This window comes from Rhodococcus sp. OS5, from assembly GCF_056837585.1.
The window spans coordinates 1301444-1317514 of record NZ_CM166368.1; the positions used below are offsets into that span (position 1 = coordinate 1301444).

17 protein-coding genes are annotated in these 16071 nt (G+C 60.6%); 5 read left to right on the forward strand and 12 right to left on the reverse strand.

What is annotated here, in order from left to right; genetic code table 11:
- Positions 1-62 precede the first annotated feature (62 nt).
- From ACVZUB_RS06030 to ACVZUB_RS06045, 4 genes are all read right to left on the reverse strand, one after another.
- A complete protein-coding gene (locus tag ACVZUB_RS06030; RefSeq protein WP_064689438.1) occupies positions 63-1313 on the reverse strand; it encodes an amidohydrolase in 1251 nt (416 codons plus the stop codon).
- Positions 1314-1410: 97 nt separating this feature from the next.
- Entirely contained in the window at positions 1411-1833 is a 423-nt protein-coding gene (locus tag ACVZUB_RS06035; RefSeq protein WP_007726468.1) for a hypothetical protein, read from the reverse strand.
- A 470-nt stretch (positions 1834-2303) separates the two neighbouring features.
- Entirely contained in the window at positions 2304-2852 is a 549-nt protein-coding gene (locus ACVZUB_RS06040) for a hypothetical protein (RefSeq protein WP_064443219.1), read from the reverse strand.
- A gap of 159 nt (positions 2853-3011) precedes the next feature.
- A complete protein-coding gene (locus tag ACVZUB_RS06045) occupies positions 3012-3272 on the reverse strand; it encodes a hypothetical protein (protein ID WP_042452363.1) in 261 nt (86 codons plus the stop codon).
- A gap of 67 nt (positions 3273-3339) precedes the next feature.
- On the opposite strand from ACVZUB_RS06045, the gene ACVZUB_RS06050 reads away from it, so the two are divergent.
- The 4 genes from ACVZUB_RS06050 to ACVZUB_RS06065 all read left to right on the forward strand — a co-directional run bounded on the left by ACVZUB_RS06050 (position 3340) and on the right by ACVZUB_RS06065 (position 7993).
- The gene (locus ACVZUB_RS06050) at positions 3340-5055 is read left to right on the forward strand and encodes a 3-ketosteroid-delta-1-dehydrogenase (RefSeq protein ID WP_482628230.1); all 1716 of its coding nucleotides are present in this window, start codon (positions 3340-3342) and stop codon (positions 5053-5055) included.
- 689 nt (positions 5056-5744) lie between these two features.
- Positions 5745-6557 carry a peptidoglycan DD-metalloendopeptidase family protein gene (locus ACVZUB_RS06055; RefSeq protein ID WP_482628231.1) on the forward strand — a complete coding sequence of 271 codons (813 nt, stop codon included), beginning with the start codon at positions 5745-5747 and terminating at the stop codon, positions 6555-6557.
- A 244-nt stretch (positions 6558-6801) separates the two neighbouring features.
- On the forward strand, positions 6802-7563 hold the full coding sequence (locus tag ACVZUB_RS06060) for a pentapeptide repeat-containing protein (protein ID WP_341514085.1): 762 nt from the start codon (positions 6802-6804) through the stop codon (positions 7561-7563).
- 13 nt (positions 7564-7576) lie between these two features.
- On the forward strand, positions 7577-7993 hold the full coding sequence (locus ACVZUB_RS06065) for a hypothetical protein (protein WP_042452357.1): 417 nt from the start codon (positions 7577-7579) through the stop codon (positions 7991-7993).
- Between the two features lie 78 nt (positions 7994-8071).
- Here the strand turns inward: ACVZUB_RS06065 and ACVZUB_RS06070 are convergent, their stop codons facing one another.
- The 4 genes from ACVZUB_RS06070 to ACVZUB_RS06085 all read right to left on the reverse strand — a co-directional run bounded on the left by ACVZUB_RS06070 (position 8072) and on the right by ACVZUB_RS06085 (position 11609).
- Positions 8072-8413 carry a hypothetical protein gene (locus ACVZUB_RS06070; protein ID WP_482628232.1) on the reverse strand — a complete coding sequence of 114 codons (342 nt, stop codon included), beginning with the start codon at positions 8411-8413 and terminating at the stop codon, positions 8072-8074.
- Entirely contained in the window at positions 8410-9561 is a 1152-nt protein-coding gene (locus ACVZUB_RS06075; protein ID WP_063315140.1) for an alkane 1-monooxygenase, read from the reverse strand. The genes ACVZUB_RS06070 and ACVZUB_RS06075 overlap by 4 nt, the downstream gene beginning before the upstream one ends.
- A gap of 95 nt (positions 9562-9656) precedes the next feature.
- Positions 9657-10310 carry a class F sortase gene (locus ACVZUB_RS06080; protein ID WP_482628233.1) on the reverse strand — a complete coding sequence of 218 codons (654 nt, stop codon included), beginning with the start codon at positions 10308-10310 and terminating at the stop codon, positions 9657-9659.
- Positions 10311-11609 carry an ice-binding family protein gene (locus tag ACVZUB_RS06085; RefSeq protein ID WP_482628234.1) on the reverse strand — a complete coding sequence of 433 codons (1299 nt, stop codon included), beginning with the start codon at positions 11607-11609 and terminating at the stop codon, positions 10311-10313. It abuts the gene before it with no gap.
- Between the two features lie 223 nt (positions 11610-11832).
- Between ACVZUB_RS06085 and ACVZUB_RS06090 the strand changes: the two genes are divergently transcribed.
- Positions 11833-12549 (forward strand): TetR/AcrR family transcriptional regulator C-terminal domain-containing protein, encoded by a 717-nt coding sequence (locus ACVZUB_RS06090; RefSeq protein ID WP_042452349.1) that lies wholly within the window; start codon positions 11833-11835, stop codon positions 12547-12549.
- 356 nt (positions 12550-12905) lie between these two features.
- Here ACVZUB_RS06090 and ACVZUB_RS06095 read toward each other — a convergent pair whose 3' ends face one another.
- The 4 genes from ACVZUB_RS06095 to ACVZUB_RS06110 all read right to left on the reverse strand — a co-directional run bounded on the left by ACVZUB_RS06095 (position 12906) and on the right by ACVZUB_RS06110 (position 16031).
- Complete coding sequence (locus ACVZUB_RS06095; RefSeq protein WP_165639161.1) at positions 12906-13049, reverse strand: hypothetical protein; 144 nt, start codon at positions 13047-13049, stop codon at positions 12906-12908.
- Positions 13050-13107: 58 nt separating this feature from the next.
- Positions 13108-13569 carry an Hsp20/alpha crystallin family protein gene (locus ACVZUB_RS06100; protein ID WP_007726499.1) on the reverse strand — a complete coding sequence of 154 codons (462 nt, stop codon included), beginning with the start codon at positions 13567-13569 and terminating at the stop codon, positions 13108-13110.
- A gap of 186 nt (positions 13570-13755) precedes the next feature.
- Positions 13756-14640, reverse strand: a complete 885-nt coding sequence (locus tag ACVZUB_RS06105) for an MBL fold metallo-hydrolase (RefSeq protein ID WP_482628235.1) — start codon at positions 14638-14640, stop codon at positions 13756-13758.
- 137 nt (positions 14641-14777) lie between these two features.
- Positions 14778-16031 carry a wax ester/triacylglycerol synthase domain-containing protein gene (locus ACVZUB_RS06110; RefSeq protein ID WP_482628236.1) on the reverse strand — a complete coding sequence of 418 codons (1254 nt, stop codon included), beginning with the start codon at positions 16029-16031 and terminating at the stop codon, positions 14778-14780.
- Positions 16032-16071: the final 40 nt, after the last annotated feature.

Sequence of the window (16071 nt, forward strand, 5' to 3'; positions counted from 1 at the left end):
GCGCCTACGCGTTTGCAGCCTTGATCGAATGGACGATCGATCGATTGCGGACCCGCAACACTCTAGGGAGTTGGGAGCCACGTCCTGGCCGCGACGACCAAGGCGTTCACACCGATGGTCAGGGTCGGCTCGATCACGGGAGCGTAGTGCGGAGAGTGGTTCGACGGCACGGTTCGCAAAGCCGGATCAGTCATGTCACCTGTCGTGAACAGTGAAGGGTCGGTACCGCCCAACAGCCAGTACGACAGTGGCGCACCGGCACTGGTCGCGAGAATGCCGACATCTTCACTACCTGCTCCCGCTCCGGGATCGAGAATCTTGTTCGTCCCCAACCATTCGGCAAACGCATCGAGTGTCTTGTCCAGCGCTGCCGGATCATTGACGACGATCGGAAAGTGCTCCGTCTCGGTGATGGTCGGTGGGGTGGGTGCACCGGCGGTGGCCGCTTCGCCCCGGACGATGCGGTCGACGCTGTCCAGGATGCGCTGACGCACACCTGCGTCGTAGCTGCGGATGTTGAGTTGCAGTTCTGCTTCGCCGGGAATGACGTTGGCGGCATCTCCAGCATGGATGGAGCCGACGGTGAGGACAGCTGTGGCAGTACTCGGGACCTCGCGTGAGATGACAGTTTGCAAACGCAACACGGTTTCGGCTGCCATGACCACGGGATCGACCGAGTTCTCCGGCATAGATCCGTGGGCGCCCTTTCCGACCAGTCTCACACGAAGTGAGTCCGATCCCGCATACGAGGGGCCGGCGTGCCCGGCGATCGTGCCTGCCGGTAGCGGCGATACATGTTGTCCGAGAACGATGTCGGGCCTCGGGAATCGCTCGAACAGTCCGTCGTCGACCATGGCTTGCGCACCCGCGCCAAGTTCCTCAGCCGGTTGGAAGACGAGGACAAGAGTGCCAGACCAGGTCGTCGTATCCTGAGAGAGGATCCGGGCCGCACCGAGTAAGCAGGTCGTATGCAGGTCATGGCCGCACGCGTGGCTGACCGAGACGGTCTTTCCCTGATCGTCGGTCGTTGTTACGGTACTGGCGTAGTCCAATCCGGTTTCTTCCCGAACCGGGAGGGCGTCCATATCCGCACGCAGCAGCGCTGTGGGGCCCACTCCGTTCTTCAGGACTCCGACGACTCCGGTAGTCCCGACATCGGTGGTGGTGTCGAATCCAAGTGCTGTTAAATGTCTTTCCACCAGACTGGATGTTCGTTGCTCGTGAAACCCCAGTTCCGGATGGCTGTGGAGGTCCTTGTACAGGTCGATCAAATCCAGATCCACGGCGATCGTTTCGTGCACTGACGAGGTCATGAGTGTCCTCTCGGTAGCGTCTTTTCAGGCTAACCGGGATGACGGGTCGGTAAACAGGACCTTAGGTCCAACGGTGCCGGTGATGCGGAGTCTGGTGCTACGGCACGTAGAACGATGTGACACCTGGGGTGATGATGGATCCGGCCACGGACAGCACGGCAACAGCGACTTGACCGGTCCCGGTCTGCACGATCGCCTCTGCTGGGACTCCGTTGAGACCGTCCGAGAGCCGAGCCGAGCCGGAGGCCCCGGTCGAAAGGTTCAGCCAGCGCACTTCGGACGAGAGCAGGCATCCCCACCGGCCTTCCTTGCCTCCGGTGATCGTCACCGTGCCGGGTTGTTCACCGACGACAGCTACGCAGCGGACGGCCGGCGCGTCGAAGCTGCCGTTCGGGTTGCCGTACGGCGCAGGGTTGACCTGGAATGGAATGGTCACCGCGGCGGATGCGAGCGCTACCGACGTCAGAGTAGAAGCGATCACGACGGATGTGCAGACGCTCAGTCGGCGAACGAGATTCATCACGGAGGCCTCCAGCCATGTCCAGGTGATTTACTTGTCTTCCCCGACGTAACGTCTTGGTCGCAGCTTCCCTTCTTGCATCGCCGCATTGAAGACGACAGCCTCACCATATCCGGTTGCACAGGAGAATTCAGGTACTCGTCGCTATTCGCTACATGTGGCGGCCTCAGATGCCGTCCGTCGAACCGTCTCTGCCGTCGTCGAAGCACGTACTACGGCAACCGGTGTTCCGGCTGCGGGATCGAAACTCCAGTCCTGCCGATAGGACTGGAGTAGATCTGGATCTGTGATCATCGCACCTGGCGACAATCGCTGGGCGAGCGTGTTCAAAGCGTCGACATTGACCATGATCTGGTTTCAGCCTTCCGCTCCGAGATGTGAAACTCATTGTGTCCAAGGCATGTCCGTGGACCTGAGAGTTGAAAGTCAGTATCTCGAGTGCGGTTGAGATCCACCGAATATGGCGTACGTCATATGTTGCTGAGGTCGGTCAGTACCTGATCGAAGGCGCCGGTACGTCCAGGTGTCACTACCTTCTGAAACAGTGTCAGGACACATTCGTCAAGGGCGTCCGTTGCCGTGAGGGTTCTTCTGGCGACGGTGCTTCTAGCGGACCATCGGCCACGTTCCATGTGTGCCAATGCGATTCCGTCACGCCGGGCTGTTGCCTTTCGGCCCGATGAATGAACGAAGAGGTATGTTCTGCCCGCAATATCGACTTCGCACAGCTTGTTCTTGCGGCGCATGGCCTTGGGCTTCTGGTCGATCAGGGTCCCGATCGTTCCGTCGGACAATCGAAGTGATGCAGGTCGGCCTTTGCGGAATGTGAGCCTGGATCGATCCTGCTCGGCTGTTGACGATTTCCTCTTCCGCCCGCCGGCAACGCTCTCCGATCCGTCGTCGGATGCGGGAATCAGTTCGCCTTGAACGTTCCCCGACGGATCGAATATCGATACGGCCGAACCACCTTCAGCAAGGTTGACGAACCAGCCGGTCTCTGTAGGGGTGTTCCATTTCATGTAGATGATTATTCTTCATCAGTGCCGAGGAACATCAGCCGACAGCCCGAGACAAGGATCGCGGTCAGGATTCGACAGTCACCTCGATCACGCCATCGTCGCCGTTGAAGCGAACTGCCGGCCAGTACCCGTCCATGAGATGCAAACCGCACGAGTCTGTCAGACGTTGACAATCGCTTCGACGGCCAGACGGTGAAGAGCCTGGTGCTGCTCGAAGACGTGGCGTAGGCGGGGAAGCATGCCGCGTGCAAGGGTGCCGAGCGTTTCGTCGACGATGCCGAAGCTGGGATTTGTCCTCACGTGAGCAGCGTAGACATCGAAGAAGGCAAGCCGCGATTCTGCTGGGGCGGGCACAACGCCCGAACCGTGGCAGGAGCCGTTCTTCGCCAATCCACTCGCAATGTCCCGCTGACTGGGCATCCGGAACCTTCTGCGCCGCGACTGCCTTAGCGTTCTACGTCGATAACCACGTGAAGGGATTTGTTCAATGGCGAAGAATCAGGCACCCCCCGCGACACAAGCCAAGGACATCGTTGTCGATCTACTGGTGATCGGGTCCGGTACCGGCATGGCTGCCGCCCTCACCGCGAACGAGCTCGGCTTGTCCACGCTGATCGTGGAGAAGACGCAGTACGTTGGCGGTTCGACGGCGCGGTCCGGTGGAGCTTTCTGGATGCCTGCCAACCCGATCTTGGCGAAAGCCGGTGCGGGCGACACCGTTGAGCGCGCGAAGACATACGTGCGTTCGGTGGTCGGTGATACTGCCCCTGCCCAACGTGGGGAGGCATTCGTCGACAACGGTGCCGCCACCGTCGACATGCTTTACCGCACGACGCCCATGAAGTTCTTCTGGGCCAAGGAATACTCCGATTACCACCCCGAACTGCCGGGAGGTAGCGCCGCCGGACGTACCTGCGAGTGCCTGCCGTTCGACGCGTCGGTACTCGGCGCGGAACGCGGTCGCCTGCGGCCCGGTTTGATGGAAGCCGGACTGCCGATGCCGGTGACAGGTGCGGACTACAAGTGGATGAACCTGATGGTGAAGAAGCCGAGCAAGGCTTTCCCTCGCATCATCCGCAGCCTGGCGCAGGGCGTTTACGGCAAGTACGTACTCAAGCGTGAATACATCGCAGGCGGTCAGGCGCTCGCCGCCGGCCTGTTCGCAGGTGTGGTCCAGGCCGGTATCCCGGTGTGGACGGAAACGTCGTTGGTTCGACTCATCACCGAAGATGGCCGCGTAACGGGTGCAGTTGTGGTGCAAGACGGACGTGAAGTGACGGTGACCGCTCGGCGTGGTGTCGTTCTGGCAGCCGGCGGGTTCGACCACAACATGGAGTGGCGCCACAAGTACCAGTCGGAGAGCCTCGGTGAGCACGAGAGCCTGGGCGCAGAGGGCAACACCGGCGAAGCGATCGAGGCAGCACAAGAGCTCGGCGCAGGTATCGGATCGATGGATCAGTCGTGGTGGTTCCCCGCGGTGGCAAGCATCAAGGGCCGCCCGCCGATGGTGATGCTCGCAGAGCGTGCGCTGCCAGGCTCGTTCATCGTCGACCAGACCGGTCGTCGATTCGTGAACGAGGCGACGGACTACATGTCGTTCGGCCAGCGCGTGCTCGAACGGGAAAAGGCCGGAGATCCGGCCGAGTCGATGTGGTTTGTTTTCGACCAGGAGTACCGCAACAGCTACGTGTTCGCAGGCGGTATCTTCCCTCGTCAGCCGCTTCCGCAGGCATTCTTCGACTCCGGCATCGCGCACAAGGCGAGCAGTCCGGTCGAGCTTGCCCGCAAGGTCGGTCTTCCCGAGGAGGCTTTTGCCGAGTCCTTCGAGAAGTTCAACGAGGCCGCTGCTGCCGGTAGCGATGCGGAATTTGGTCGCGGCGGAAGTGCATACGATCGGTACTACGGCGACCCGACAGTGTCCCCGAACCCGAACCTGAGGAAGCTCGACACGAGTGCCCTCTACGCGGTGAAGATGACGCTCAGCGACCTCGGCACCTGCGGCGGTGTGCAGGCAGACGAGCATGCACGCGTGCTTCGTGAGGACGGCAGCGTGATCGACGGCCTGTACGCGATCGGCAATACTGCGGCCAACGCATTCGGTCACACCTACCCGGGCGCCGGTGCAACGATCGGCCAGGGGCTGGTTTACGGATACATTGCCGCTCACCACGCAGCCGAGAAAGTAGCTTCGACTCAGCAGTAGATCCACTAGGCAACAGATCGCCGAACGGGAGATCAGCACGCGTTTCCGATGCCGGGAACGTGCACTGGTCTCCCGTTCGGCTTGTAGGAGCAATGCCGCCTGTATGTCCCATCTCGGTAACGCTGACGCGCCGGGTGACCAAGACGCGGTATCGTCTCCAGAAGTGACATGGGGCACTGGCGATTGTGCGACCAGATGCCATCTACGGAAGGCGCGCCTGATATCGACCGGTCGGGTCGAATGCGCAAAAACAGGTATGTACCCAGGTAATTCAACCGTGGTGTGGAGCGTCGTGAAGCGACAGCGTATGAGGTGATTCCTCATCCGCAACGCAAGGATCTCCATGTTCCACCCCCTTTCCGACCATCCGGGTAGACACCCACCCTGTCGATCTTCGAATGAGAAGCCTTCGGTTTGTTCCGGCATTCGTAGTCCTCGATCAACGATCGATTCAGGCACTGCCTCGATGTAGAACCCGTATCTCCTGTGCTGTCACCAGGAGATACAGACCTGCGGGTCTATGCGCGCGCTCGCGTTCGAGAGCGGTCACCGTACCTCTCTCCATGGCGCGATCCGAACATTTCACTCCAACGGAGTCTTGGTGCGATACACCAAGTAGCTCAGCACGTATTGAGTGCTGTCTGCGGGTAGAGCCTGCACCTGCTCCGAGCACATCAGTCAAGGAAAACATGAGTAAGCACAGAAAACACAAGCCTTCCAGCACAAAACGATTCATCGCCGTAACTGCGGGACTGGGCGCCCTTGTGGGGGCCGGAGCAGTAGCCAATGCAGGTACCGCCGGTGCGCAGGGCTGGTCGGCGAGTTGCAATTGGGAGTGGCCGGTAAGCGGATCACTTTCGCAGGGTTACCACGCGGGACATGACGGAGTCGACTTTGCTGTCAACGTCGGCACCGCGCTCCACGCGCCCACATCGGGCACGATTTCTGTTGCCGGACCCAATGATCCGGGTGGATATGGAACGTACATCCAGTTGGAAGCGGACAGTGGCGAGCAGATTCAGATGGGCCACCTCTCCGAAACATGGGTCGGTGTGGGGCAACACGTCGAGGTAGGCGACGAGATCGGGGCAACGGGTAACACCGGTAGCTCCACCGGCCCACATCTGCATCTCCGCATTCACAGTGGAGGCGCCGTCGATCCCATGTCCTTCCTGAGTTCGATCGGGGCGTGCGATACCGGGTCGAGTATTGCTCCCGCGCCCGCGCCCGCGCCCGCGCCGGCACAGGACGTAGCACCCGAATTTGCACCGGAACCGGCGCCTGCTCCCGTTGTCTACTCTGAGACATCCGAATCTGCACCGGTAGAAAGCATTCCGGAGTCGGAGACTCCAGCGCCCGGCTCAGAGGTAGTCGTTGCAGCCGGTGATACATTGTTCGACCTCGCGACAGAACGAGGTCTCACCTGGCCGCAGGTGTGGGACATGAATCCGCAGATCGTCAATCCCGATCAGATCCTTGTGGGCGACGTGATCAACTTGTGAGAGTTGATAATTCGATACTGATCCGGAGATGAGTCAACGGCTCGTACACGACCGGTTTCAGTACCCCAGTTGACTCCGAGTTCCACTTCGTGCGCGTGAGCGCTGCAGCCGGGCCGTGCATTTCACGGTCCGGCTGTTTTGCGCGCTCCGAGAAGTGATTCCTACCGAAGTACTGATGTGTGGTGGTTCGCTTCTCGGGCAGCCACGGCCAATCAATGGGGATCTTGCCGATACTATTGAGCCCGTGAACCGGTCCGCGATCACCTCCCTACGTCGACGTTGGTCAGATGAGGGCGTCGATAATTTACGGGCGCAGCTGCTCGATCAGTCGCGGATCGTCAAGCCGCCCCACACTCTCGTCTCCCCATGGGCGGAGACCGATGACGGGCTGATCGATGTGCGTGGCCTGACAGCGGGTAGCGCTGGATTGGACATCCGGTATCTCACGTTGGAACGGATTGATCTGAGTTTCGCTCGGGGTCCGATCTCCGTCTTCGAATCCGAATTATTCGACTGCCGTTTCGATTTCGTGGCACTGACCGGACAGCCCCGTTTCAATCGCCGATTCGAACGGTGCAGTTTCCGGGGTGCGACGCTCTCTCGTCTGGCGCTCGGACCGAGGGTCGTCGATTGCGATTTCACTGGAGCCAAAGCACGCGGGCTCCGCTCCGTGCCCAATACTGTGTTCGAACGATGCGCATTCGACGACACAGACCTGACTGGTGCGCAGTTCGCCGATACCTCATTCGTGGAGTGCACTTTCGGCGACGCACGATTCTCGGCGGCCACGAGTTTTGTGCGGTGTTCCTTCACCCGGACCGCTGTCGAGTTCTCCGAGGCGCAAGTGTCGCGAACAACGTGTGACGGCACCGCGATTCCGGATCAATGGGAAGGTGAGGCCGATTCAGCAGTCGCACTGGAGCGGTATGCCGGTCGATATGCCCGAGCACTTGGCGTGGGGGACACAGAGGGTATGGCCCTCGATCCTGAAATGGATGATTCGTAAAGGGGGCAGATCGATGACTCGCGGGGTCACGTTCAGGACAGTATTCGGTGGACCGTCGGTGCCGCTTGACTTCATCGAGGAGTTGACTCGGCTCAGACACCGGCTGAGGGGCATCGCGATGCAGTACGACTTCGATCTGTTTGTTGTCGTTGGTGGCGACATCTCCGTGGTGACCGATCCGACCGGGATCCGGCTTCCGCGTGTATTTCTGGGCAGGCGTACCGCTACGGCGCAGGTACAGATGAACACTGACGACGTGATGGGGGTGCCCGACCCGCGTGCATTTCTGTACACGACGATCCATGCGGCACTGACGGAACTGATCACGCGTGTCTCAGACCGCGACAACGACTTCGATGCGGACGGGGAGCGAGCGAAGATCGAGTTCTTGATCCTCGATGACATTGGCGAGCGCGAATCAAAGCTGTGATGGCAAATGACAAATGCTGCGCTCCCGAATTCGTCAGGCTGTTGTCACTCTCTGGCATCAAACACTGCGGTGACCACTTCACAGAAAATCGCCGGGTGCCGGCAATGGACGAACCTCACTATGAGTTCTGCGGTGCGCGGTAGCGGTGACAAGTAGGTAGCGTTCAGCTGCGGCGTAGTCGGTGATCGATGTTCCGTCGGGCCCGGGGGTTTGAGTGATCAGGTCGAGGTATCGGCGGCGATAGAGGTATGCGGCGGGCTGGGTCAACAGGTACTCCGCGGCAGCGACGACGTCCAGGCTCGGGGCGGCTCGTCTGAGCCGGGTGCGCGCCGGCTGGTACGCAGCTCTGGCGTGTTTGGTCGGCCCGGTGGCCGTGTAGTGCCCGTCGCTGTGGTCGTCGTCTCGGGCATTGTCATTCATATCGTCGCCTTGGTGTGAATGAGCTCGACGTTGCCGTTGTAGTAGCCGAGGACACGGTGATCCATCATCCGCCGCCACAGTGGTGGTACGGCAGCGCAGACGATCATCACCGCGTATCCGGCAGGGAGTTGCGGAGCGGTTGGAGCGCTGCGCAGAGATTGGTAGCGCAGACGCGGATTCGCGTGATGGTCACTGTGTCGTTGTAATTGGTACAGGAACAAATTGGACAAGAGATGATCACTGTTCCAACTGTCTTCGGGCCGGGCTTTGACAAAGCTGCCGTCTTGTCTTCGCGCACGGAGCAATCCGTAGTGTTCGAGGTAGTTTGCGGCCTCGAGGAACGTGATCCCGGCCAAGGCTTGCAGGAGCAGCCAGGGCAGTATCTGCCACCCGAATAAGGTGATCAACGTCCCGAACAGTGCGGCGCTCAGCGACCATGCCTGCACGATGTTGTTTCGAGGTGACAGTGCGGGTGAACCCTGCCGGCGCAGGCGTGCTGATTCGATCCGCCAGCCCGATTTCAGACCTCCGAATATGCTGCGGGGCAAGAATATCCAGAACGATTCCCCGAAACGAGCACTGGCGGGATCGCGCGGCGTCGCAACGTTGACGTGGTGACCGTGATTGTGCTCGATGTAGAAGTGCCCGTAGAACGATTGAGCGAGCACAATTTTCGCCAACCGCCGCTCGAGGCGGCTGCTCTTGTGGCCTAGTTCGTGTGCGGCATTGATACCGACGCCCGCAACGACGCCGACGGTCATCGCCAGTGCGATCTTCTCTCCGGTTGCCATCGGGGCGTGCGCCCAACACCATGCGGCGAAGACGAGGCCAGCGTATTGAAGTGGCACGAACAGGTAGGTACACCAGCGGTAGTAGCGGTCGTCCTGCAATGCCGCGATCACGTTGTCGGGTGGGCTGCGGCCATCTGCGCCGACTGCGACGTCGACGATCGGGATGACGAGAATCAGGATCCAGGCACCGGTCGCCCAGAACAGGCCGAGGTGCAAATATTCGACCAGCAGCCAGGACAGGAAGGGACTCAGCGGGATCAGCAATCCCAACGGCCACCAGTAACGCTTCCGATCCCGCCATGCAGGAGCGTCGACACCTGCTTCGGCGCTCGCTCGAATGTCGTCGGTGTCTGTCATCGAAACTTCTCGAGCACGGGAAAGTGGAATACGGTCATTGCTCTCCAACGGTTCGTGCGGACTTTCGAAGTGGTGTGCTGCGGCGTCTCAGGCGGTTAGGCCAGGTCGGCGAATGCGATGATGTTGTCGTTGTAACTGCGTGCGGTTTCGTCGAAGGATCCACCGCACGTGATGATCCGGAGTCCGGGGTGGTCGATGTCGCCGTATACAACGTCGGTGGGAAAGTCCTCTTTGGGGAAGTGTTCGACACTGGTAGCGGTGAACACTGCGCGACTTCCGTCTTCGCGGGTGACGATGATGTCGGCTCCTGTTTCGAGATTCCGCAGATCGAAGAAGACCCCGTCGGTGCCTTGCCAGTCGACGTGGCCGGCGATGATTGCCGGTCCGACCTCACCGGGTGCGGGAGCGCCGGTGTACCACCCTGCGTCCTTCCCATCCGGTGGGACCTCGAGTGCTCCATCGGTATCGAGTCCGAGATCGATGATGTCGGTGTCGACGCCGATGGACGGGATTTCGAGGCGCGCGGGGCGGTGTTCAGCAGTTACCGGCGCCCTTTCGGGCAGTGCAGAGTCAGTGGCGCGTGGCGCGGATGTGGTGTCTTGTCGAGGCGACGAGTGTGGTTGTGAATTTCCGCTGTCGGATTGTCCATCGGCGCATCCGACCACCGTTACGAGTACTGAAACAGTAAGGGCGAGAGCCGTGATGGCTCGGCGAGTTCGCGGAGCCATCACGGAGTTTTCGTCTTTCATCTATCGACTTGTCCGACGGATGACGAGGGCCGACATAGCCACGACGCTGAAGAAGCCGACGAGCAGGGCGATCCACCCTCCACTGGACTGTCCGTCGCGTTGGGATTGTGTGCTTCCGTCACCGGTGTCGACCGACCCTCGTGGTACCTGCTGCACCTGAGGGGCTCGAACATTCGGGGATTCCGGGCCTACCGGTTGAGTGGTCGGGGTACCCGTTCGAGAAGCTGACGTCGTCGGCACCCGAGACGGGACGGTTACCGTCCCGGGAACGGTGGGAGGTATTCCCGGCAGTGGTGGGAGACCGGGAATCTCGGGTATGGACGGAATGTTTCGGCTGGTCGTGATGATCGGCGGTACGTCCACAGTGGTTGTAGTCGTGCCGTTCGGCCCTGGTGTGGTGGTCGTCGCTTCCACCGGTGTACCAGTCGTGGTTGTAGTCACCTCCGGCGGGACGACCGTCGTGGTTGTAGTCACCTCCGGCGGGACGACCGTCGTGGTGGTAGTTGTCGCGGTGTCAGGCGGGACCGTAGTCGTCGTAGTGGTCGGAGTCGTGGTCGTGACAGGAGGCGCACAGGTCGGGATCGTAACGGTGTTCGTATCCAGAGTGACCGCGCCATTGATCGCCAACAGTCGACCCTCGACGGTTGCCTCGGTTGTGGCAGTAATGTCTGTCAGCGCCAACAGGTTTCCTCGGAAGACGGAGTTGGTGCCCAGGGTGGCGGAACTTCCAACCTGCCAGAAAACATTGCACGCCTGCGTTCCGTTGATCAGTGCAACGGTGCTGGACGACGATGTGATCAGCGTTGATCCCGCTTGGAAGACGAAGACTGCATCGGGGTCACCTTGCGCGTCGAGGGTGACGGTTCCCGACAGTGCGATCGACGAACCGGAGTTGTAGACACCCGAAACCAGTGTCCGACCGGTCAAGTCGGCTCCCGTCGGTTGTGTGGGTCCCTGACCGGCAAGAGTGTTGTAGGCAGTCAACACGTCGGGTTTCGCTCCCTGCGATACCGCGTCGCCACCATGATTGGTGCCGGTAATCGTCAGGTCCGATACACCGGTGATGGTTGGAGTCGGATACGTGCCGATATCGCCGCCGAGGGTTGTCGGTCCGGTGTTGGTGATTCCTGCTCCGGCAAGGACTGCAAAGGGCTCAGCGGTGCCGAGTCCGACAGCAGTCGCTTCCGCGCCGGCAGTGCCGGCCGGCAAGACGAGAATGCCGACGGAGAAAACGGAAATCGTTGCAATACCCGAGAATTGAAAGAACCGCGAGCGTCGTGTTGCGGTGGGTGCTGTCATGTTCTGTTCATCTTCGATCCTTTGAAGAAGGGACTCATGCGACGAAAGTGAGTCCGTACGTCCGCGCCGACTCCGGCGCCGGGACGTATCGATGAGCGCCCACGTAAATCCGGACATTCCGGGTATACGATGTGTATATACGTTGTATGCATAGGGCGTATCCGAAGAGTAAACCAGCCGTACTGTTCTGTCAACGCGTAGGCATACGATGTATGTTTTGTGAATGACCGGACACTCGCCAGATCGCACTAAGGGTTTGATTCCCGCCGCGGACCGCGAGGAGCCCCTCACCAGGGCGCTCGTACTCTCGACGGCGTTGGCGATCATCGACGAGGAAGGTGCCGACGGCCTCTCCATGCGCCGACTGGGCAAAGCGCTCGACAGAAATCCGATGACTCTCTACAGGTACGCGGCCAACAAGGCGGCCCTGCTGGACGGGGTCGTCGAGACCGTGCTCGAACAACTGGTCGTCGACCCGTCCGATCGCGACTGGAGGGGGCAGCTGCACGCAGTTGCGTACGGGTATCGCCGCCTCGCGCTCGCGCACCCAAACGTGGTTCCTTTGCTGGTCACTCGGCCGCTGTCCACCCCGCTCGGATTGCGCCCTCCCGGGACGTTGCGCTACGTCGAAGCGATTCTCGAACTGCTGATACGGGCCGGTTTCACTCCTGAAGACGCATTACACATCTACCGAGCAGTGTTCGGCTTCCTCAACGGGCACATTCTCAACGAGCTTCAGGAAATAGTCGAAAATCCCGAGGAGACGGACGATCTCTTGCGGCTCGGTCTGCATCGGCTTGCGCTTGCCGAGTTTCCGAGACTGCGGTCGATGGCTACGATCATGGCTCACTACGACGGGCAGGACGAACTCGAGCGCGGTCTGGCAATCCTTCTGGAGGGTCTGGCGACGGCATCTCCTCCGACGAGGGTTGAGGGCTGACCACTTTCAGTTTGGGTATAGACATGAGACGACCTCGACGGCCACACAATTCAGGGGACCGACGAGGTCGGTAAGCGTCAGCGCAGTCACTGACGTCTACATTTCAACCGTACGAGTCGCGGTTGGCAGGTGGCGGCGAGCTTCGTCCTTGTTGTGTGAGTGTTTCGTCCTGCTTCGCCCATTTCGGGCGGTTCCTGACCTGCTGCAGGTGATGGCTCTTCGGTTCGGCCGGAAGGCTTCATCGAGCTGAACGTGTGTAGAGCGCCTGTAAATGCCTTCCGTCCGCCTCGGTGGACGGACGGAAGGCATCAATTCATTTGTGGGTGACCGTATTCGGCGAACACGGTCTGGTTTTGTCAGGGTTGAAATTCTTCGTTGGTGGGGTTCTCGGGCGGGGTGGCCGCGAGGATGCGCTTCCACCAGCCTTGCCGCTGCGGGTCTTCGTTCCAGACGACCGGTTCAGCCAGAGCTGCGGCGGGGGCCATGATTGGCGCGGGCATAGTGGACCTCCTGGATGAAAGGCTCTCGTACAGTCGATTTCGTGCCAAGCCGTTCAGGTCAGGCTTCGATCTGTCCTTGGGTTTTCACCTCGGAGTTTGCGGTGCGGGACGGCGGCCCCGACGAGATTTCGATCCGCCGCGGTTTCGCCTTCTCTGCGATCGGCAAGGTCACGGTCAACACGCCGTTGTCGTATGAGGCGACGATCCGTTCGGAATCGATGTCCTCGCTGATGGACAGCTGCCTTCTGTATGTTCCTGTGAAACGCTCACCGGCCAGCCACGTCACTCCCTCTTCGGAAATGGCGCTGCGGTGCGCGGTCAGGGTGAGGGTCGAGCCGTCTACCTGTACGTCCACTGATCCTGGGTCGACGCCGGGAAGATCGGCGTGAAGGACGTAGTGGTCATCGATCTTGTAGAGGTCCATCGGCATGAAGCGTGGACTTCGGCTGCTGCCGGTTCCGGTGGCAAGCAGGGACTTGGTGATCGCGTCGATGTCGGTGAAAGGATCGAAACGAAGCACAGCAACACACCTCCCGTATCGTCTAAGAAAGGTCACCGTCACCTCGACGGCGACCGAACTTACTGTGCGAGAACATGATAACCAGCCAAACTGGCACTCTGCAACCTCGAGTGCCAGATTTTTTCGGTGAACTTCGGTCCGATTTTCGGAAGTATCCGAAATGGCGCGATCAGTTCGCCAGGGATGTCAGAGGGTCCGGCGAAACACCTTGTCTTCGTCGACTGTGACGGCACCGGATGCGATGAGTCGTTCGAGGTGTAGCTGAGCTGTCCGTCGTTCGACGGCGTCGACGTACGGGGCCGATACGTGGGGGCGGTAGACGAGTCGATGAGCGACTATGTCTTCCAAGAGTTTTGGTTCGCCGAGGAATTGGATGAGACGGTCTTCGCGGCTCAGTAATTTGTCGCGGTATGCGGACAACCGGCGACGGAACTCGTCGCTGCCCTCGACCACGCCCTTCTGATGGAATGTTCCGTACCAGCGTGCGTCGATCGTTGCGACGTGGTCGATGGAGTCGAGGAAGTCGTTGACGCTGCTACCCAGGTCGCCGTACATCGGGCCGAAGGAGGTGAGGTCGATGTCGGCGACGTAGAAGAAGCCGTCTGGTTCGACGAGGACCCCGCAGTGTCCGCGGGTGTGCCCTGGCAAATGAATGACTGTCGCAGTGCGGTCGCCGAGGTCGAAGACGTGGCCGCCCGTGATCCCCGACACGTTCTCGTGGGTCGGGGGTATGCCGTATTGCGTAGCAATCGACTGCTGGACCTCGACTCGTTCGTTCGGAGGAAGGCCGTAATTGGTGAGCATCGTGTCGAGGGATGCGACTGCGGGTGCGTCGAGATGGTGCGCATAGGCCGGGGTGTCGAAATGGCGTAGTCCGGCGATGTGGTCCTCGTGCCCGTGGCTGACGAATACGAGGTCTGCGCCGACGGGGTCGCGGTCGAGGGAGAGCGAAGGGTCGATGACGAGCGTGCTTTCAGATCCGTGCACTACCACGGTGTTCCCGTAGGGGACGGCACCACCGTTCTCAGGAACCAGTACCGAGACCTTGCCGAATTCTGCAGGTGTGAACATCTTTCGCCTTCCTCGTGACGATCGTGTCGTGACGACACCGGCTTGCATGCTCGAATCAGTGGAGATGTTGTCGAGACGTCTCGACAGTATCCGTTGCCCAAGCGGCGAGGTGCATCGGATAGTGGCAGTAGATCCAGTCAGTGTGCAGTGCCGGCTATTTCGTCGAGAGTCCGTTCGACGGCTCGGGCGATCTTGCTTGCAGGTGGGAGATGCTCGGCATCGGCCTGGATTCCGATCCAGAATGTGTCGTTGTAGGACGCTGCGGTGAAGCCGACGCGGACATTGCCCGCCAACGGGCCCAGAGGCCAGAGTTCGACTAGCGCTGCCCCGTCGAGCGTGAGCGGGCCGCGCGGTCCATGGACGTTGGACGCGACTGCACCGATCATGTGCTGCCGCTTTGCGAGCTTGTCGAAAACGCCGGCGATACGCGGTGACCGAAAGGTTGTTCCCGCAGCGCGTGCGGAAGGTTTGGCCGCAGCGGTTTGCTTCGCGACGATCGCGACTGTGCGTTGTGGGTCGGTTTCACGAAGTGGAAGGTCGATGATCATGAACCCGACGGCATTGCGTGCGCTACCGATCGCTGTGACTGCGACGGGTACCGATACCGCAATCGACTTGGGGATGGGCTCGCCGCATTCTTGGAGGATGAATCGCAGTCCGCCGCCCACCGCAACGAGATAGGCATCGTTCAAAGTGCCTCCCGCTTGCTGCGCGGCATGCTCGATCGGAGAGGTGCGGACGTTGACGGACGAGATCGATCTCGTGGGACCAATGGCGCCCAGCAACACCCGTGATCGGATTGGCCGGTGCAGGAAAGTACCGATTCGAAATCGGAGGAGGTCGAGGGAACCGGCGGCCTTCGGAGGGATGTTCGGCACGGGAGCGCCCGGGTCGGTACTTTTCGAATCAGGTGAGGCGAACAAGCGCTCGAAAAGGTCGCTGGCTCTGGCGCCGTCGAGAACCGCGTGATGCACTCGGATCACAATGCCGCACAGACCCGGTCGAGCTGCAGGAACGAAGGCGATGTGCCACAACGGTCGGGTGGTGTCGAGGGGTTGCATCACGAGTCGACCACAGACGGATTCGAAGTCGGGTTCTGTAGGCCCGCGTTCGTCAAGCGAGAGATGGAGGTCGAAGTCGATGTCGTTTTCCGTCCACCACCATGACCCGTTCCGCATGATCGGTCGCTGCCGCAGTAACGGCTCCTGCGCGATGTGAGCGGCGAGGGTGCGGTGAAGTCGCATTAGATCAGGTCGACCGTCTCGATCGACGAAGCCACCAGGAGCGAGCAGTCCGGCAATAGTGACCAGGTAGGGCTGGACGTGCACACCGAGCTGGAAGCTCGCAGCGTCGACGGGTGATATCGGCACGTCGGGTGTGGTGTCGACCATCTGCTGAGCCTAATCGAGGCGACACGGTGGACGGCGATGG